This is a genomic window from Martinezella lusitana (assembly GCF_900094565.1).
In the GTDB taxonomy this organism is placed as follows: Bacteria; Pseudomonadota; Alphaproteobacteria; order Rhizobiales; family Rhizobiaceae; genus Rhizobium; species Rhizobium lusitanum.
Genome location: NZ_FMAF01000059.1, coordinates 1 through 16392, shown reverse-complemented (window position 1 = coordinate 16392; position 16392 = coordinate 1). Strand labels below are relative to the sequence as shown.

Below are 16392 nucleotides of genomic sequence, written 5' to 3'. Positions count from 1 at the left end.
CGCCAGGCCAAGCGCATGATGGACGTTCGGCTGCCGATATGTTCGAGACTGTTCGGGCCGGAAATATCCTTCTGGCTGATCGTGCCTACGACAGCGACGCGTTGCGCCAAAACCTCAAAACCCGTGGCGCATGGGGATGTATTCGCCCTATGCCAAACAGGGTCAATATTCCCGTCTTCAGCCCATGGCTCTACAAACAGCGCAACGCGGTCGAGCGGTTCTTCAACAAACTCAAACACTTCAGAGCAGTCGCAACCCGATACGACAAACGCGACGACAACTTCCTCGCATCCGTCCAGCTAGCCTCAATTCGAATTTGGCTCCGATCTTATGAGTCGGTCACCTAAAGCTTTCTCTTTCAAAACAGCAACGTGAATAACCATCGATTCAAACACTCCGAAAGCAATCAATTCCGTGAAATCTGCCCCCTAATAGAGGTGCCAGCTTTGGAGATGCATTGATCCTGATCAAACATCGCTTGCACCAAATCCCTGGCCAGGTGAACATGGAGTAGAGCCCGACCACATCGTTCTATCGTCATCCGATCAATCCGAGCTCGCGCGCCTTGCGGACGTCATTACCTTTGAAACGAAGGGATCACATGTCGTCACCCAAGGAGAGCCAGCGAGGTTTCTGTATCTCTTGTCCGGCGGGTTCTGGTGGCGAGCCATATGCTGAACCATGGTGATCGGCAGGTCGTCGCGTTTTACTGGCCTGGTGATCTGTTTGGGCTCGCAGAGAAGGATTTTTAGGTGAATTCGATCGAGGCGATTACTGCCTGCACGGTCTATGTCGCAGCTCCCTATCTGCATCGCCGCGCGCTGGTGCCCGTCTTGAAGGCATTCTTCATCGACCGCAGCAACATGACCGCATACTGGCCGGAAAGTCGGCGGCAATCGGAACGTCAAGACGCTGGTATCGTTCCTCGGCGAGGTCTTTCCCTCGCCCACACCATGGGACAAGAGTTTTGCGGAGGCCTAGCGGTGATGGGAATCCATGCGTTCTGACCGCGAAACGGAGATCTCTGCTCTTGATGGGATCTTACGGAGAACTTGGCATTTATTGAACAGCAGGTGGCTTAAGCCGTTGATATAATCACTGTCGTTGATACCGCGCCTCAACTCCAGCGCGGCGGCGTGCCGATATGTGCCCTGAGCGCTTCTGTAAACGCCCTGACCTTGGCGGGTGGCACCTGCAGGGCGCGCAGTAGGTAGATGCCGGACGATCGCTCGTTCCATCGCTCCCCGTCAAGCTTTAGGCGCAGCAGATCGCCCGCCTGGATGGAGGCGCCCGAAACCCAGCTTGGCAGGAAGGCCACGCCCATGCCTGAGATCGCGGCGCTGTTCAACGCTTCAAAATCATCGGAGCGGAAAGAGACCTGTTTGCATGCCTCACCGGCCGGGCATCCGAGAACATCGGACCAGCCGAGCAGATCGTTGCCATGAAGCTTGTCGAGAAGGCGATGATGACGGAGCGCCTCTTCGTCTTTCGGCTCGCCGTACTGCTCGACATAGACACGGCTTGCCACGAGAACGCGGTCAAGCGGGGCGAGCTTCGTGGCGATCAAGGAGCTGTCCGCCAGGTCACCCATCCTGACCACGAGGTCGAGCCGTTCGGCGACGGGGTCGGCCAGCCGTTCGGTGAGATCCAATTCGACATGCAAGCTCGGGTGCTGCTGCGCAAGAGATGCAAGAACGGGGATGACGTAGCGTTTTCCGAATGTCGGGAAGCAAGCGATGCGAAGGGTACCGCTGACCGCACTGTCGAAGGCTGCGACTTCCGCATGGGTGTCAGCCAGGTCATCCAGCAGCCGCTGGGCCCTATCGAAGAGATGGCGACCCGCGTCCGTCAGCGACAGGGCACGCGTCGAGCGGACCAGAAGCGGAACGCCAAGGTCCTGTTCGAGCGCATCGATCTGTCGGACGACGGCGGATGGGGTTACGGCACGACGCCGTGACGCCGCGGAGAAGCTTCCCGCGCGGACGACATCGACATAGACCGCGAGATGTTCGGCAAACCGTGGATCCTTCATCTTTGCCTACGACGCAAAACCGTTTCGATCAATTAGTTCGTTATCATCAGCAGGCATCAGGCGCACATTCCTTCTCGTCAACGGGCAGTCGCCCAACAAACAGAAGGAATACTATGATGGTCAAGGTCCTCGATACAATTCTCTCGCAGTCAGCATATTCGGCGGAGGTAGACGTCCCGTTTGAAAAGATCGATATCGCCGACTGGCTCTTCAACCTGCCTGAAGCCGAATACCTGCGCTGCTGCCCACCGGATCACATCGCTGCCGGCGTCACGTGGACCGACGACGGTCGTCGGATGTCAATCAATGTCGAGCAGATCGGCTCCGGTCTCGTTGTCCAACACTATGTTGCCGAAGTTGCAGAGGCCGCCTATTGCCGCATGAACTCAATCTCCGACGTGTTCACGTCCAGCGGTCGCACCAAGGTCAATGTCGTCTGGGAACTGATCGCCGAAAAGATCGACGAAAACAGGACCCGCTACACGAACCGGGTCACTGCGCATCCAACTGATGTCTTCATGGCATTTCTCGAAGAGCATGGCACCAGGTTCGAGGATGCCGCCGCTGCCCGGCAGGCCGCAGGTGGCGATCACAACAGCCGCGAGACACCGCTCTTTGCGGCAAGCATCGCTCGCCGCGCACTCTCCAAGTGAGGATAGCTCTGATGAAAGCGATCAAGTTCGCCGATTTCGGCAGCGCGGATGTCCTGCACCTCGCTGAAGCTCCGCTTCCTGAGATCCGCCCCGACGATATTCTCGTCAAGGTCATGGCGGCAGGCGTCAATCGCGCTGATCTTCTTCAGCGCGAAGGCGTCTATGGCACGCAAACTTACGGGGACAGCCCGATCCTCGGCCTCGAAATCGCCGGCGAAGTCGTGGCGACCGGCTCCGCGGTCATCGGTTTTGCGATTGGGGACCGTGTCATGGGCATCGTTGGCGGTGGTGCTTATGCTCAGTACGCCCGTCTCGATAGCGAAATGGCAGCGATCATTCCGGATGGCATGTCTTTCATCGAGGCGGCGGCGGTCATGGAGAGTTTCGTCACCGGCTGGGAAGCGCTCGCCCATCTCGGCCAGGTTGCTAAAGGAGAAACCGCCCTTGTCCATGCTGCCGCCGGAGGCATCGGATCGGCTGCGGTTCAGCTCGGAAAAGCGGCCGGAGCACATGTGCTGGCGACCGCTTCGGCAGGGAACATCGAGAATGTGCTCTCGCTGGGTGCCGAAGCCGTCTTTGATTATCGGCGTTCGGACTTCGAGGCGGAGGTCGTCGATGCTACGGCGTCGCATGGGGTCGATCTGATCATCGACTTCGTCGGCGGATCCTATCTCGCGCGCAACATTCGCAGCCTGGCGCCCGGCGGACGGCTCGTCCAGGTTGGCCTTCTGGGACGCGACGACAACGCCATCATTCCGCTTGATCTCGTGCTTCACAACCATCTGCGGTTAATCGGAACGGTCATGAAGTCAAGGTCGAGGACGGAAAAGAGAGCAATGGTCCGGCGCTTCACGGAGCAGGTGCTGCCGATGATGGGACGTGAGCTCAAGCCGGTTATTGGCGCCGTCTACCCCCTCAAGGAAGCCGCCGAGGCCCACCGCCGAATGGAAGCCGGCGGGCTGTTTGGGAAGATCGTTCTATGTGATTTCCAGTAATGGTGGTCGGCTCGGAAGCCGGTTTAGGCGGCCTGCAACCCTGCTCGGAGCAGCATTCCGAAGAGGGCGCGGGGCTCATCGGGATCAGCAACCAGATCAAGCCTCTCGTAAAGCGGTAACCCGCTGAGCTTTTGCCGGACATAACGGAGGGCGGAAAAATCCTCGGTAGCAGATCCGACGCTGTAAACTGGCTCGGAACGCTCACCCCGCTGAAAGGCTCGACAAGGATTTGAAATTAATAGCAAGATCAGATCATCCGCGGGGGGATGACCGGCGTCGGCCATCCCCCGTTAGTTCGTAAAAATAACACTATTTCAAAGCTTAAGCGCCTCTCGACGGGGTTGTTCCTCGATGCTTTTTACGTGCCGCTTTGGCCAAAATCTCAATCTGGCGCTTCGCCGTGGCCTGCAATCGCGTGTAGAGAGCGTTTGCCATCGCCGTTTTCCTACAGGACCCTAGTCATTTGCCGTATTTTCTAATTTTGGAGCGGTGTCATGCTACCTTCTCTACCGAGGGGCACATAACTATGAGCGAATTAGAACTCCGCCGTGAGGCTCGAAAGGCTGACTGCCGTAAGCTCGTCGAGGCGGCCATGCGCAACCTGATTGAGCAACTTCACTCCAAAGGATTCAGCCAGGCGGCGGTTGCGCTAGCACTCGCGGATGCGGCGGAGGAATACGTGATCGAGCTCGCGGCTAAGCCTGCTCGCATTCATTAAACGACTACTATCCCGGGCAGGCATGGCCGAAGGAAGAACCAGAGCAGCCTCTCGATGATGGAAACGACAGGCGTAGCCCGCCGCACCAGGTCATCGGCGGTCGCGCCGGAGAGTGTATCCTGCTGGACGCAAACCGTGCTCATATCGGGCTTGCCGGCCTCTGAGCCGAGAGAGGTCCAATTGAAAGAGACTGGATAGCCGCTGTGCCGAACAAAAAATCGGCTATATTGATGGTCTCGAGAGTATTGAACCGTGAACCCCGCGATCCTCATCCGGCACCACGCCTTACTATGGAACTTATCGGCTGATCCGGAGTTGTTGCAACGGTCCTTTCGATGGACACCCGGGATACCCGAAATTTGCTGCGTGCCATCGTTTCGCTTCGAGTCTTTCGGATCGGTGATCGTCGCGTGCGAGCTTGACCGGACAGGCGCTACCAAAGCCTTTGAAAAGGAATGCGGAATGTACAATGCGAAGCGTGATAGTGAAGGTGGGGGAGCCTCACATGCCATTCCATCTATGGGAGCTATAGAAGGCCGAATAACGGTTCTTGAAGTCCTTGCTGCGACATCTCTCCGACTGTTGTTAAAGGAGGGTGATAAGATTGCCGCCAAACATGCGCTCTCATCGATCCGCAAAGCGATGCGTGCCAAATGCAACGACGTTCATCTCAGCGCAGACGACTCAAAATCTGCTCTCGCCTACGTGAAGGAACTGATGGATGCGACCCTGGAGAGCGCCGAATTTGCTGGCGCCCAGAGCCTGCAAGATCCCATGCTGGTCGCCTGATTCCTACCCCGCGGATGCTGGCCGGGCAGTGTGCGTAAGGATCGCTCGTGCCCTAGCCGACTCTGCCATTTGACCCGGAGGCCAGCGGTTCCGCTGATGGCATGGCTGTCGCCGAAGTTTTCGAGCGAAGACTTCGCTGCGACTTCGCCACAGAGCGAGAAGCGATCTTGGTTCCATTGAAGCTCGCCGTCAAGAAGCGCGGCCTCCCGTGCTCACATGTTCCAGTAAAGCAAGAAGACCGCGGAGAATGTCCGTCGGCGACGGCGGGCAGCCCGGAATATGGAGATCGACAGGTACGACCTTCGAAACCCCGCCGATAATGGCATAGCTGCCGGCAAAACACCCGCCGTCGCGGGCGCAGTCGCCGAGCGCGATCACCCATTTCGGGGCCGGCATGGCGTTGTATGTCCGCTCCAGAGCCTCGCGCATGTTCTTGGTTACCGGGCCGGTTACGAGCAGCACGTCGGCATGGCGCGGCGAGGCGACAAAATGAATGCCGAAACGCTCAATATCGTAGAAAGGGTTGCTCAGCGCATGCATCTCCAACTCGCAACCGTTACAGGATCCCGCATCGACGGCGCGGATCGACAAACTGCGCCCGAGGCGCTGGCGAGCGGCTTCGTCAACAGACGTGGCGAGCTCCTCCATCGCCGCATCGGAGGGACTTGGCGCCGGTTCCGTCAGCGGCAGGTGGATCAGGTTTTCGAAGAGCAGCTTTCGCATGGATCCTTGCCTTCAGAGATCGTGGCCAGAATAGGAACAGTTGAACGACTTGTTGCAGAGCGGAAAGTCGGCGACGATATTGCCTTCGATTGCCGCTTCGAGCAGCGGCCACTGAAACCAGGACGGGTCGCGCAGATGGCAGCGTTCGATCATGCCCTCCGGTGTGAGACGCAGCCAGACCAACACGTCACCGCGAAAGCCCTCAACGAGCGCCAGACCTTCCCGACTTTCGTTGACCGGAGAAATCACATCGAGGACCGGACCCTCCGGAAGGCCGTCAAGGATACCTTCGATGAGTAGTAGGCTCTGTTCGACCTCGCGAATGCGGATCCAGACGCGGGCGTTGACATCACCGTCGTTGAGCACCGGAACGTCGAAGACCAGGCTGTCATAGGGCGGATAGCGCAAGACCTTCCGAGCGTCGAAACCGCGCCCAGACGCCCGCCCGATATAACCGCCAGCTCCATATTCGCGCGCCAGATCGATGCGCAGCTTACCTGTGCCGACCGTGCGGTCCTGCAGCGAGGCGGTGTTGTCGTAGAGTTCTACCAGGGCTGGAAATCGGCGGCGGATTTCGGCAAGCAGGCTTCGCACGCCGGCTGCCCCGTCACTATTCAGATCGGTGGTGACGCCGCCGGGTATGATACGGTCGCGCATCAGGCGATGACCCAAAGCGGTATTGGCGGCACGCAACACGTGCTCACGCAATACGCCGCAATGGGCCAGCATCAACGAAAAGGCGGCGTCGTTGCAGATGGCGCCGATATCGCCGAGGTGGTTGGCGAGCCGTTCCAGTTCGGCCATCAGCGCGCGCAGCCAAACCGCCCGGGGCGGAACGACGAGCCTTAGTGCGGCCTCCACGGCCTGCGAAAAAGCATAGGAATAAGCAACAGTGCTGTCACCGGATGTTCGCCCGGCCAGTTGCGCTCCGCGGATCAAGTCCGCGCCGGCCATCAACGCCTCGATGCCTTTATGGGTATAGCCCAGCCGCTCTTCGAGCCGCACCACCGTTTCGCCGTTAGCCGTGAAGCGGAAATGCCCCGGCTCGATGATGCCGGCATGCACCGGGCCGACGGGGATCTGATGCAGGCTTTCGCCCTCGGTACGCAGAAAGGTGTAGGGCGTGGTCTCCTCAAATGAAACGCCCCGCTTTCCGAGAGGATAGCGCAAATCCCAGCGGTTGTGATCGAGCCACGACCGGTTGTCCGGCAGATCCCACGGTTCGAGCCCGGTCAAATCACGAAGCGCCCGCTCCGGCCGGAGCGCCGGTGGATGCAATCGCGCGACGGAAGGATACCCTCCGCCCTCCAGCCCTTCCAGACTGAGAACGCCGATCATGCCGGCCAGTTCATCGAGCAGAGCCATGTGAACCGCATTCCCCTCGCCCCACAGACCAAGCAGGATCAGATGCCCCTCGGACAACGCTTGAGCCGCCGATGTCCATACAATCGGATCAACGATCGCGCGCGGCCGGGGTGCGTGATGAGGTACGAGGCGCCCCTTCTTGATCATATCGTTGAGCGTCGACATCTTCCCTCCCCATCATCGAAGAAGGTTGGCAATATGCTGGAACCAGGCGACCAGCGGCGACGGTAGATAGACGCCAGCGATGAGCACCAGCGCGAGATGGGCATACATCGGTATATAGGAAGCGTCTGCTGGCATCACGCTGCCGCGCGGCTGTCCGAAGGCGGCCCCTGTCAGTCGTAGCAGCAGCGCGCCGAAAGCGATCAGCAATCCAAAGACGAGCGGAATGGCGAGCAGCGGCTGCTTCGCAAAAGCCGAGCTGACGATCAGGAACTCGCTCATGAAGATTCCTGCCGGTGGCAGGCCGGCGATGGCGACGACACCGGTGACCAAGCCCCAGCCAAGCCCCGGATGTGTTTCGGTCAAGCCGCGAATGGCAGAAAGTCTTTGCGTTCCTTTTATCTGGGCGATGTGACCGACCGCGAAGAAAATCGCCGATTTGGTCAGCGAGTGCATGACCATATGCAATAGTCCGGCGAAATTGGCGATGGGGCCGCCCAGGCCGAAGGCAAAGACGATGATGCCCATGTGCTCGATCGAGGAATAGGCGAACAGGCGCTTGATGTCGCGGCGGCGATAGAGCATGAAAGCTGCGAAAATCAGCGAGACTAGCCCCATTGTCATCATCAGCGGTCCAGGAGCAAGTGCGTCGGGATTGGCCGACAGCAGCATCTTGAAACGCAAGACCGCGTAGAGCGCAACATTCAGAAGCAGCCCGGACAGAACTGCCGAGATCGGCGTCGGTCCCTCGGCATGCGCGTCCGGTAGCCAGGCATGCAGCGGCGCAAGTCCGACCTTGGTGCCATAGCCAAGCAACAGGAAGACGAAAGCGACGTTCAGAAGCGCCGGATCGAAGGCGGCGGCGTGCTCGATCAGGATGGTCCAAACCATGGCATCGTAACCTTCGCCGACGACCGGCTGCGCCGCCAGATAGACGAGGATGGTGCCAAAGAGCGCAAAGGCTATGCCGACGCTTCCCAGAATGAAGTATTTCCAGGCGGCTTCGAGCGCCTCGTGGGTGCGGTAGAGGCCGACCATCAGCACGGTGGTGAGCGTCGCGAGCTCGACTGCGACCCACATCAGACCAATGTTGTTGGACACAAATGCGAGATTCATGCCGAACATCATGATCTGATACATGGCGTGGTAGAAACGGAGGTTTGCAGGGGTCAGCCGGCCGATCTCCAATTCATGGGCGATGTAGCTGGCGCTGAATATGCTGGTGGTGAAGCCCACGAAGGCATTGAGGACGATGAAGGCGATATTGAGATCGTCGACGAGCAGATATTGCCCGGGTGCCGGCTGCCCGGTGACGAACAGGGACAGAGCGGCGAGGAAGGTCAGCAGGCTTGCGAACACGTTCAGCCGTGCCGGCATTCGATAGCCAGGCAAAAGCGCTAGGAGGGCGGCGGCCACGATCGGTATCACAAGAACGGCTGTCACCGCATCCGAGTTCAATACAGAGGAGAACACGCTCATTTCCGTCTCCTCCCTTTGAAATCATCGAGCGCCCGAACGTCGACCGTGTCGAACCTCTCGCGGATACGAAACAGAAAAACACCGATAACGATGAAGGCGATCAGGATCGAGAAGGCGACGCTGATCTCAACGACCAACGGCATACCCTTGGCGCCGGTCGCGGCAAGCACCAGTCCGTTCTCGAGCGACATGAATCCGACAACCTGGCTGACGGCGTTACGGCGCGTGACCATGATCAACAGGCCGAGCAGCAGGACCGACAATGCGAAGGCGAGATCCTCGCGCGCCAGAGGATCCGCCTGTGGCGTCACCCGCAACATCACCGCGGTCGCGAGAGCGACGAGACCGATGCCAGCGAGCATTGTGAGGCCAATACCGACGACGGTCTCGATCTCGCGATGGATGCCGAGCTGGCGGATCATGCGATGCAGCACCACGGGAATGACGATGGCCTTGAAGAGCAGTGCGATCGCCGCTGTGACATAAAGATGTGGGGCGTCCTGGACGAAAGCTTGCCAGGCCACCGACAGGGTCAATATCAGTGAGTGCAGCGCGAACACGTTGAGCAATGCATAGAGGCGGTCTTGATAGAGCATCATCATGCTGACCAGCACGAGACCGCCGGCGAGCATATGGGCTATATCCAAGACCGGCCCGCTCATCACAAGCTCCTCGAGACGAACCGCAGTAGAGTGGCGAGCAGACCGAGCATAAGGGCCGCGCCCAGGAATTCGGGCACCCGGAAGACCCGCATCTTGGCGGTCGCGGTCTCGAACAGAGCAAGGAGGGCGCCGCCCGCCGCGAGCTTGATGAGATAGGCGAGCATACCCACCAGATAGGCCGACGGCCCTTCCCCCAGTGCGGCGAGTTTCCACGGAACGAAGATGCAGGCGATCAGGGAAATGTAGAGCAGGAGCTTGAGGGATGCCGCAAGTTCAATCATCGCGAGATGCCGCCCGGAATATTCGAGCACCATCGCTTCATGCACCATCGTCAACTCCAGATGAGTTGCGGGGTTGTCAATGGGGATACGGCCATTTTCCGCGACCGCGACCATGATAAGGGCGATCAAGGCGATTGCCAGCGAAACGCGCAGTCCTACCTGCGGAGAGGTCATGAAGGCGGCGATGGTCGAAAGCTGGGTCGAGCCCGCGATCAGGGCAAGCGTGAAGATGACCAGCAGCATCGACGGTTCCGCGAGCGTTGCGATCATTGCCTCTCTACTCGACCCGATACCACCGAAACTGGTACCAACGTCCATACCGGCAAGCGCCAGAAAGAAGCGCGTACTGCCGAGCAGCGCGGTAATGGCAATCAGATCCGCCGTCCAGCTGAAGATCAGGCCAGTGGCGAAGGTCGGAATGATCGCCGCCGCGACCCAGGTTATGGCGAAGATCAGATAGGGCGTCACCCTGAACAGCCATGATGCACTTTCAGCCAGCACCACTTCCTTGCGCAAAAGCCGCAAGATGTCCCGGTAGGGCTGGATCATGGAAGGCCCTCGCCGGCGCAGCAATCGCGCCTTGATCAGACGAATGAAGCCGGTCAGCAGCGGCGCGAGCAGCACGACGACTGCCATCTGCAAGGACTGAACAAGGAGAGCCGAGATTACGACCATAGCGCCAGCACCAACAGCAGGAAGACGAGCGCCAGGAAAACCAGGCTCAGATAGCGCCGGATCGTGAGAAACTGCAGGTAGTTGAGCTTTTCGGCGGCAAAGCCGACGGCGCCGGCGATCGGAAGATAGAGCCATTCCCAGATCAAATCATGTGCCTCGACGGCAAAACGCGCTGGCCTGAGATCCCCGGGCGCGGGCATGTCGACGCTCTCTCGGACGCGGAAAACCAGCGTTCCAAAAACGCGTCGGATGGGCTGGGCGAAACTGCCCGCCGTATATTGCGTCGCCGGGCTCGTCTCCGGAAAGCCGCAATCCCAGGCGGGTGCCCGGCGCAGCGCCCGTGACGCAAAGCGGCGGATGAGATAGGCCGTCAGCGACGCTGAGAACAGGGTGAACAGGAAGACCAGAAGGCCATTGTAGGAACTGCGGCTTTCGGCAATCGGCACGATGGACAGCCATGCAATATCCGTCTGCACCGGCATCCGGTCCCCGATCACCGACAGCGTTACGGGCGCAAGCCCGTCGATGACGATTCCCGGCAGGATGCCGGCGAGAAGGCACAGCGCCGCGAGTATAGACATTGCCGCGAGGGAGAGGCGGTCGACTTCCAGCGCTTGTCCGGCTGCGATGGTACGAGGACGACCGAGGAAAGTCACGCCGAATGCCTTGACGAAACAGGCGGCCGCCAGTGCCGCCGACAAGGCGAGTAAACCGCCGACGGCCGGCACCAGTATCTTCAAGCCCCATTGCGGCAAATCAGGGCTTTGCAGGATAGCCTGGAATGCCAGCCACTCGGAGACGAAGCCGTTAAACGGCGGTAGGGCCGAGATCGCGACGCTGCCGACAAGGAAGACGATGCTGGTGACAGGCATGCGATGGATGAGGCCGCCGAGCTTGTCCATGTCCCGCTCGCCTGTCGCCGTCAGCACCGCGCCGGCGCCGAAGAAGAGCAGGCTCTTGAAGAAGGAATGGTTGAGGACATGAAACAGCGCGGCCGTCATTGCCAGCGCCGCCGCCAGCCCCATGCCGTTCGCCTTGAAGGCAAGTGCCAGTCCGAGGCTGACGAAGATAAGGCCGATATTTTCGATAGTACTGTAGGCGAGGAGCCGTTTGAGATCGCTCTCCATCAGCGCCTGCAATATGCCGAGAACCGCGGTGCCGCTGCCGACGATCAGGATGATGATGCCAGACCACCATACCTGCATGCCGAGCAGGTCGAAGACCACGCGGATGAAGGCGTAAACCGCGACCTTGGTCATGACACCGCTCATCAAGGCGGAGACGTGACTTGGGGCAGCCGGATGCGCCAACGGCAACCAGACATGCAGCGGTGCGAGACCAGCCTTGGACCCAGCGCCGAGCAGTAGCAAGACAAGCACAAGACCGGCTGTCAGCGGTGGATGTTCTGATATCCGGATAGCCGCAAAGCCGTAATCGCCAGCAGGACCGGCAAGCAGGCCGAATGCGATAAACAAAGCCAACGTGCCAAAACTTGCCATGACGATATAGATATAGCCGGCCTTTCGGTTGCTGGCGTCGTGATGGTGGGCCATCACGAGTGCCCAGGAAGCAAGCGACATGAACTCCCAGGAAATCAGGAAGGTGAAGGCATCGTCCGCCAGGATCACCAGGTTCATACCGCCGAGGAATGCCGGAAAGAACGGCAGAACCCGATGTGGTGCGTGTTCGTGACGGCCGTAGCCAAGCGCGTAGAGAGACGAAAGGACACCGCCAAGATTGATAACCGTCAGGAAAAAGGCGGCGAGCGGGTCGAGCCGGAAATGGCTTCCCAACCACGGCAGGCCAACAGGAAGGACAAGCGCCGACGCGCCTGTGGAAGGAAGACCAGCGGCAAGAGATGCAAGCGCGGTTACCAAGGCAACGCCGGAAAAAACCAGGCTTGCGCCGTAGACGACCGGCGTGGATCGGCCCGAACGGGCGTTCAGTACCGCCAAAATCGCCGTCCCAAGCAATGCGGCCACGCATGCGACCAAGCCGGCAAGCGGGGTCATGGCGGCGTCCTCGCTGAAGGTAAGGTCGCGGATGGTTCCGCCGTCCCACTCTCTGAAGGCTGGACATTCGACTTGAGCCTGACCCCGCGCCCGCCATCGGTGCTAGCGGCCCCCTGGTTGATCACCTCGATGCCTGCAGCATCTAGCGCGGCCAAAAGACGCATCAGGGTGTCGACATTGCCGCGCACCACATCGGCACTCGCCTCCATTCGCTGGATTGTCGGAACCGAAATTCCCGCTAGTTCGGCCAGCGCGCGCTGGTCGATACCGAGAAGGGCCCGGGCGGCCCGCATCTGAGCGGCAGTAATCACGATTCACCATCGGGTTAACTTGCGCAGGCTCTGATAATTGATGTCTACAATATGCCTATTGATGTCTGGAATCAATATTCTGATGCGTCAGCATCTTTTTGACATGAACAGCTGCTTGTTACGACACGATGCCTCGGAGTAAGTTGATCTTGTTTCAGGTACCAAAGGGAGCCGGCCATGGCAGGCGAGCGCCGATATGTATAGTCAGCGGTGACCGCTCTGGATGGCGAGCTGGCATGCCCACGAACCCCGGCAGGAGAACCGAAGGCGCCTAGTCGAACAATGAGATATTCCCCCAAGATAAGAAGAAGCCCTAAAGTACCTTCAGCCCAGCCTTCCCACCAATCCTAATGTCATCTCACCAATAGCTCACAGCACATGCTCGTAAGACAGGGTTCTCACCGCAATGAAAAGATCGACCGTGGCTTGGCGGCTTCGCTTGCCGCGATCGCCGGCGCATTGAACGCATCAGCCTTCTATGCTGTAGGCTTCTTCTCTGCCAACATGACAGGCAACGTCTCCACGCTCTCCGATCATCTCGCCGTGGGCCAATGGCTGTCTGCGCTGTTCTATGGCGGGATCGTGGTGGCGTTCGTGTTTGGCGCGGCAGTGTCGACGCTGATTGTCAACGAAGGGCGGCGGCGCAACGTCCATGCCATTTACGCCTATAGCATTCTGACTGAAGCGTTGTTGCTTGCCATTCTCGGCTGCGCCGATCTTTGGTTGCTGACGGAGTGGCGTGTGCCAGTTCTCATTCTCGGACTGGCTTTCCTGATGGGCCTACAGAATGCCGTTGTCACCCGCATCTCCGATGCTCGAGTGCGCACCACGCATGTGTCCGGTATGGCCACCGACCTTGGAATCGAACTCGGCATTGCCTTCGATATTTTGTGCGGCCGCGAGTCGCTGGCGGAGGCGCGCCACAATCTGATCAAGCTCCGTTTGCATTTTTACACGATCGCCGCCTTTTTGATCGGCGGCGTCCTGGGTGTCATCGTTTATCGCGCCGTCGGCGGCTATCTTCTCATTCTCGCGGCGGTGGTGTTGATGGTGATTGCGTTGGAAGCAATTTGGCGCGCGCGAGCGATGCTGACTGCTCGAAACAAAGGCGTAGGCAAGAATGCCGGCGGAAAGGCCTAAGCGGAATGGACGCTCTGTTGCGGGGTTCGCTTTTTTGCGGCTATTCGTCCAGTCGGTGCGATCGGCGAATGGCGTGGGATCTTTCCGGTTAAAACGAACAGCTGCCATGGCGCGACCGTTTGCGCACAACGCATCCGAGCTGATCGCACTGCGCCTTGAAACGGTCCACGGAAGTAGCCAACTCTTTTCACGCCAATTTACAGGCCTTTGTCCCAAATCCCATGGTGACGGAGCATTGCAAACCGGGCGATCGATCCACAAGATGCCTCAGATGCCTCAGATGCCGACAAGTCGCGCAAGCATCTCTCGCAGTTGCTTGTTCTGTTGACGAAGATGGTTTGCCAGCAATCCCTTCAGCCGTCGATTCTCCTCATCAAGCACGACCAACTCATCGGAAGACTTTTCACCTTGAGCAGTGGTTAGTCGCTCGGTGACCGCGTTTTTCGCATTCTGGGCATGATGAACCACACTCGCTTGGCGCCGGCGCCGCGACACTCCTGGAGATGCTCGTCCGGGGCGGCCTTCTTTCACGTCTGGAACCGCGCTGAACGTTGGAGTATTGCCTTGCTGCGATGGAGAGCTTTGCTCCGCCTCGGTCAGTGACGCCGAAATCTGTTCGTCCTCGACGGTCTCGATCTTGTTGTCGAGATGAACTGCCGGTTCTGACTCCGCTGGCATCACGCCATCTTGGCTCGCAGTCGTTGCCACCGTGTTGAGGTCGAACAGATGCGGCGCTTCAGCTTCTGCCTCACGCGCAAGGGTCTTGAGATCGGTGCCGCTCCAAATGGAGTCTTGCCGCATCGATGACCGTCGGCGCGCCGATTTGAATTCGACAACGAAGGTTCGTTGCTGTGTCTTCATATGTGTCCAATCCTTGAGAAGGTGAGGCTCGCTCACGAGATGTCGAAGCGCTCAAGCATCTTCTTGAGCTGAATATTCTGCAAATGCAGCTTGTGTGCCAATTGACGTCTCAGCTGCCTGACTTCGTCGTCCAAGCTCCCCACTTCATCGAGGAAGGTTGGCGGCGGCGACTGGGATTGTGCAGTTTGATCCTCATTCGCAGGATCAGTGCGCTCGGCATCCCTATCGATGCGGGTTCTCCCGGCGCGTGCCGCCCGCTTCGCCTGCGGTGCTCGTGGAGATTTTTTGCTTGTCGCATTTTGCCGTACCAATGCAGGCGCTTCGGCACTCGACTGGTTGGCCTCAGCTGGCGTCTCTGCCTGGCCCTCGTCAATATCGACTGGCGGCGAGGCTGCCGGCGTAGCATCGAGATCGCGTCCAGTTTCGATTGATGTCGTTGTCGCCACGGGACCAATAGCTGGGGCCTCATGGTGGTGAGGCCCATCGGGTGCTTCCGTTGAGCTCGACGGAAGCACCGACGTCCGTTGCGCTTCGCTTTCGATTGCCGCGGCTTTAGCATCATGCTCAATCGAAGCCGCTGGCGTTTCCGCCGGTCGTGCCCGCGATGTCAATTGAACAAGAAATTTCCATGGTGATTTCATAGCGCTTCAACCTCGAGCAGACCGCACCACGACGTTGCCGCAGCTTTAGATCCGGAACAGCGACGCGAGCCCCGGAATTTCTTTTCTAATGAGACAGTAGCGGCCACGGTCGATCCCGCAACCGCTCTACTGTTCCGGGTGATCAAGCGAGCCCGAGCCGCTTGCGCAGGTCGGCATTTTCCGCGCGCAGCTTATCTGCCAGGGTCTTGCGAAGCCTCTTATTCTCTTCTTCGAGCTGAATGAGATCCGCGATCTCGTCGATTGCCGGAGCAGACGTGCCAGCCGCTTGCCGGGTTTGCTTTGCCGTCCCGATTTTTGTAGCCGCCTTGTTGGGGCCCCTTGTCTTGCGCTGCTTGGCGACTGGCGTTTCGACGGGCGTCAGCTTCGGTTCACCGGCTTGTTCGTCACGCTTCTTGCGACCCTTCGCCGACTTAACAGCCTCCGCAGTCGATGCTGCTACCGTCGCCTCGACGGCTGCCTTTTGACGCCGCGGTGCGCGCTGCTTCTTCTCAGCCGCCGCTTCTACTATCGCAACCGTATCCGCAGCCTCCGTAACAGGCGCCATGCTATTCTCGTCAGCCATCACTATCTCCTTCTGTAGCCAAAAATTCTTTTGGGCTGAGCGCAATAGGGAGTCAACATGAACGCCATAGATAGCGCGCCCTTTTGAAACAAAGCACCACCATATTCTGAGAAATATAAGAAGGAGATGCACGATCGATGTCATACGAATTGAGGGCCGTTATGACACCGGACGACTGGCGCGCCATGCACGACATTCGGCAAAAGGTGCTGTTCGCGCCGGGTCGGCATTCGATCTCTTACGATGAGAACCACCCAGATGATCGCGCCGATGGAAATACACCCTTCCTTCTGTTTGAGAACGAAGAGCC

General features: G+C 59.0%; 19 protein-coding genes and 1 pseudogene. 7 read left to right on the top strand and 13 right to left on the bottom strand.

Annotated elements, in window-relative coordinates; genetic code table 11:
• Together GA0061101_RS37820 and GA0061101_RS37815 are read left to right on the top strand one after the other, a co-directional pair.
• On the top strand, nucleotides 1–347 hold a 347-nt coding region (locus GA0061101_RS37820), incomplete at its 5' end, for an IS5/IS1182 family transposase (protein ID WP_047554423.1).
• A gap of 405 nt (nucleotides 348–752) precedes the next feature.
• Nucleotides 753–1007 carry a type 2 periplasmic-binding domain-containing protein gene (locus tag GA0061101_RS37815; protein ID WP_092577706.1) on the top strand — a complete coding sequence of 85 codons (255 nt, stop codon included), beginning with the start codon at nucleotides 753–755 and terminating at the stop codon, nucleotides 1005–1007.
• Nucleotides 1008–1117: 110 nt separating this feature from the next.
• Here the strand turns inward: GA0061101_RS37815 and GA0061101_RS37810 are convergent, their stop codons facing one another.
• Nucleotides 1118–2032 carry a LysR family transcriptional regulator gene (locus GA0061101_RS37810; RefSeq protein ID WP_092577703.1) on the bottom strand — a complete coding sequence of 305 codons (915 nt, stop codon included), beginning with the start codon at nucleotides 2030–2032 and terminating at the stop codon, nucleotides 1118–1120.
• A 116-nt stretch (nucleotides 2033–2148) separates the two neighbouring features.
• Between GA0061101_RS37810 and GA0061101_RS37805 the strand changes: the two genes are divergently transcribed.
• Both GA0061101_RS37805 and GA0061101_RS37800 read left to right on the top strand, forming a co-directional pair.
• Nucleotides 2149–2685, top strand: coding sequence for a hypothetical protein (locus GA0061101_RS37805; RefSeq protein ID WP_092577700.1), 537 nt, complete (start codon nucleotides 2149–2151; stop codon nucleotides 2683–2685).
• 11 nt (nucleotides 2686–2696) lie between these two features.
• Nucleotides 2697–3680 (top strand): NAD(P)H-quinone oxidoreductase, encoded by a 984-nt coding sequence (locus tag GA0061101_RS37800; RefSeq protein WP_092577697.1) that lies wholly within the window; start codon nucleotides 2697–2699, stop codon nucleotides 3678–3680.
• 23 nt (nucleotides 3681–3703) lie between these two features.
• Here GA0061101_RS37800 and GA0061101_RS39205 read toward each other — a convergent pair.
• Nucleotides 3704–3862 (bottom strand): annotated as a pseudogene (locus GA0061101_RS39205) (ornithine cyclodeaminase); the annotation flags it as partial.
• 344 nt (nucleotides 3863–4206) lie between these two features.
• Between GA0061101_RS39205 and GA0061101_RS37790 the strand changes: the two are divergent.
• Nucleotides 4207–4398, top strand: a complete 192-nt coding sequence (locus GA0061101_RS37790) for a hypothetical protein (protein WP_037191273.1) — start codon at nucleotides 4207–4209, stop codon at nucleotides 4396–4398.
• Here GA0061101_RS37790 and GA0061101_RS39770 read toward each other — a convergent pair.
• The gene (locus GA0061101_RS39770; RefSeq protein ID WP_162740589.1) at nucleotides 4395–4541 is read right to left on the bottom strand and encodes a hypothetical protein; all 147 of its coding nucleotides are present in this window, start codon (nucleotides 4539–4541) and stop codon (nucleotides 4395–4397) included. The genes GA0061101_RS37790 and GA0061101_RS39770 overlap by 4 nt on opposite strands.
• A 319-nt stretch (nucleotides 4542–4860) precedes the next feature.
• Between GA0061101_RS39770 and GA0061101_RS37780 the strand changes: the two genes are divergently transcribed.
• Nucleotides 4861–5187 (top strand): hypothetical protein, encoded by a 327-nt coding sequence (locus tag GA0061101_RS37780; RefSeq protein WP_037191274.1) that lies wholly within the window; start codon nucleotides 4861–4863, stop codon nucleotides 5185–5187.
• Nucleotides 5188–5376: 189 nt separating this feature from the next.
• Here GA0061101_RS37780 and GA0061101_RS37775 read toward each other — a convergent pair whose 3' ends face one another.
• The 7 genes from GA0061101_RS37775 to GA0061101_RS37745 are packed head-to-tail and all read right to left on the bottom strand — an operon-like array spanning nucleotide 5377 to nucleotide 12839.
• Nucleotides 5377–5910: an NADH-quinone oxidoreductase subunit B family protein gene (locus tag GA0061101_RS37775; RefSeq protein WP_092577689.1), complete on the bottom strand. Its 534-nt coding sequence runs from the start codon at nucleotides 5908–5910 to the stop codon at nucleotides 5377–5379.
• A gap of 12 nt (nucleotides 5911–5922) precedes the next feature.
• Nucleotides 5923–7440, bottom strand: coding sequence for a hydrogenase large subunit (locus tag GA0061101_RS37770; RefSeq protein WP_092577687.1), 1518 nt, complete (start codon nucleotides 7438–7440; stop codon nucleotides 5923–5925).
• Nucleotides 7441–7452: 12 nt separating this feature from the next.
• The gene (locus tag GA0061101_RS37765) at nucleotides 7453–8916 is read right to left on the bottom strand and encodes a hydrogenase 4 subunit F (protein ID WP_092577685.1); all 1464 of its coding nucleotides are present in this window, start codon (nucleotides 8914–8916) and stop codon (nucleotides 7453–7455) included.
• A complete protein-coding gene (locus tag GA0061101_RS37760) occupies nucleotides 8913–9578 on the bottom strand; it encodes a hydrogenase-4 component E (RefSeq protein ID WP_047555566.1) in 666 nt (221 codons plus the stop codon). The genes GA0061101_RS37765 and GA0061101_RS37760 overlap by 4 nt, the downstream gene beginning before the upstream one ends.
• Nucleotides 9578–10534: a respiratory chain complex I subunit 1 family protein gene (locus GA0061101_RS37755; protein ID WP_092577682.1), complete on the bottom strand. Its 957-nt coding sequence runs from the start codon at nucleotides 10532–10534 to the stop codon at nucleotides 9578–9580. The genes GA0061101_RS37760 and GA0061101_RS37755 overlap by 1 nt, the downstream gene beginning before the upstream one ends.
• Nucleotides 10525–12546, bottom strand: coding sequence for a hydrogenase 4 subunit B (gene hyfB / locus GA0061101_RS37750; RefSeq protein WP_092577680.1), 2022 nt, complete (start codon nucleotides 12544–12546; stop codon nucleotides 10525–10527). Before hyfB ends, GA0061101_RS37755 begins: the two co-directional genes overlap by 10 nt.
• Nucleotides 12543–12839 carry a helix-turn-helix domain-containing protein gene (locus tag GA0061101_RS37745; protein WP_037191292.1) on the bottom strand — a complete coding sequence of 99 codons (297 nt, stop codon included), beginning with the start codon at nucleotides 12837–12839 and terminating at the stop codon, nucleotides 12543–12545. The genes hyfB and GA0061101_RS37745 overlap by 4 nt, the downstream gene beginning before the upstream one ends.
• 396 nt (nucleotides 12840–13235) lie before the next feature.
• Between GA0061101_RS37745 and GA0061101_RS37740 the strand changes: the two genes are divergently transcribed.
• The gene (locus GA0061101_RS37740; RefSeq protein ID WP_052212016.1) at nucleotides 13236–13997 is read left to right on the top strand and encodes a YoaK family protein; all 762 of its coding nucleotides are present in this window, start codon (nucleotides 13236–13238) and stop codon (nucleotides 13995–13997) included.
• Between the two features lie 276 nt (nucleotides 13998–14273).
• Here the strand turns inward: GA0061101_RS37740 and GA0061101_RS37735 are convergent, their stop codons facing one another.
• The 3 genes from GA0061101_RS37735 to GA0061101_RS37725 form a co-directional block, all read right to left on the bottom strand.
• The gene (locus tag GA0061101_RS37735; protein WP_092577678.1) at nucleotides 14274–14858 is read right to left on the bottom strand and encodes a hypothetical protein; all 585 of its coding nucleotides are present in this window, start codon (nucleotides 14856–14858) and stop codon (nucleotides 14274–14276) included.
• A gap of 32 nt (nucleotides 14859–14890) precedes the next feature.
• Nucleotides 14891–15499, bottom strand: coding sequence for a hypothetical protein (locus GA0061101_RS37730; RefSeq protein ID WP_141694187.1), 609 nt, complete (start codon nucleotides 15497–15499; stop codon nucleotides 14891–14893).
• A gap of 142 nt (nucleotides 15500–15641) precedes the next feature.
• Nucleotides 15642–16082: a SyrB-like regulator gene (locus GA0061101_RS37725; protein WP_037191301.1), complete on the bottom strand. Its 441-nt coding sequence runs from the start codon at nucleotides 16080–16082 to the stop codon at nucleotides 15642–15644.
• Nucleotides 16083–16392 lie beyond the last annotated feature (310 nt).

Bases quoted from the DNA above. Each gene is read 5' to 3' on its own strand.
- GA0061101_RS37790 (WP_037191273.1), top strand. From the start codon at position 4,207: ATGAGCGAATTAGAACTCCGCCGTGAGGCTCGAAAGGCTGACTGCCGT.
- GA0061101_RS37805 (WP_092577700.1), top strand. From the start codon at position 2,149: ATGGTCAAGGTCCTCGATACAATTCTCTCGCAGTCAGCATATTCGGCG.
- GA0061101_RS37755 (WP_092577682.1), bottom strand. From the start codon at position 10,534: ATGGTCGTAATCTCGGCTCTCCTTGTTCAGTCCTTGCAGATGGCAGTC.
- GA0061101_RS37810 (WP_092577703.1), bottom strand. From the start codon at position 2,032: ATGAAGGATCCACGGTTTGCCGAACATCTCGCGGTCTATGTCGATGTC.
- GA0061101_RS37770 (WP_092577687.1), bottom strand. From the start codon at position 7,440: ATGTCGACGCTCAACGATATGATCAAGAAGGGGCGCCTCGTACCTCAT.
- GA0061101_RS37745 (WP_037191292.1), bottom strand. From the start codon at position 12,839: ATGCGGGCCGCCCGGGCCCTTCTCGGTATCGACCAGCGCGCGCTGGCC.
- GA0061101_RS37760 (WP_047555566.1), bottom strand. From the start codon at position 9,578: ATGAGCGGGCCGGTCTTGGATATAGCCCATATGCTCGCCGGCGGTCTC.
- GA0061101_RS39770 (WP_162740589.1), bottom strand. From the start codon at position 4,541: ATGAGCACGGTTTGCGTCCAGCAGGATACACTCTCCGGCGCGACCGCC.
- GA0061101_RS37725 (WP_037191301.1), bottom strand. From the start codon at position 16,082: ATGGCTGACGAGAATAGCATGGCGCCTGTTACGGAGGCTGCGGATACG.
- GA0061101_RS37735 (WP_092577678.1), bottom strand. From the start codon at position 14,858: ATGAAGACACAGCAACGAACCTTCGTTGTCGAATTCAAATCGGCGCGC.
- GA0061101_RS37775 (WP_092577689.1), bottom strand. From the start codon at position 5,910: ATGCGAAAGCTGCTCTTCGAAAACCTGATCCACCTGCCGCTGACGGAA.
- GA0061101_RS37740 (WP_052212016.1), top strand. From the start codon at position 13,236: ATGCTCGTAAGACAGGGTTCTCACCGCAATGAAAAGATCGACCGTGGC.
- GA0061101_RS37765 (WP_092577685.1), bottom strand. From the start codon at position 8,916: ATGAGCGTGTTCTCCTCTGTATTGAACTCGGATGCGGTGACAGCCGTT.
- GA0061101_RS37800 (WP_092577697.1), top strand. From the start codon at position 2,697: ATGAAAGCGATCAAGTTCGCCGATTTCGGCAGCGCGGATGTCCTGCAC.
- hyfB (WP_092577680.1), bottom strand. From the start codon at position 12,546: ATGACCCCGCTTGCCGGCTTGGTCGCATGCGTGGCCGCATTGCTTGGG.
- GA0061101_RS37730 (WP_141694187.1), bottom strand. From the start codon at position 15,499: ATGAAATCACCATGGAAATTTCTTGTTCAATTGACATCGCGGGCACGA.
- GA0061101_RS37780 (WP_037191274.1), top strand. From the start codon at position 4,861: ATGTACAATGCGAAGCGTGATAGTGAAGGTGGGGGAGCCTCACATGCC.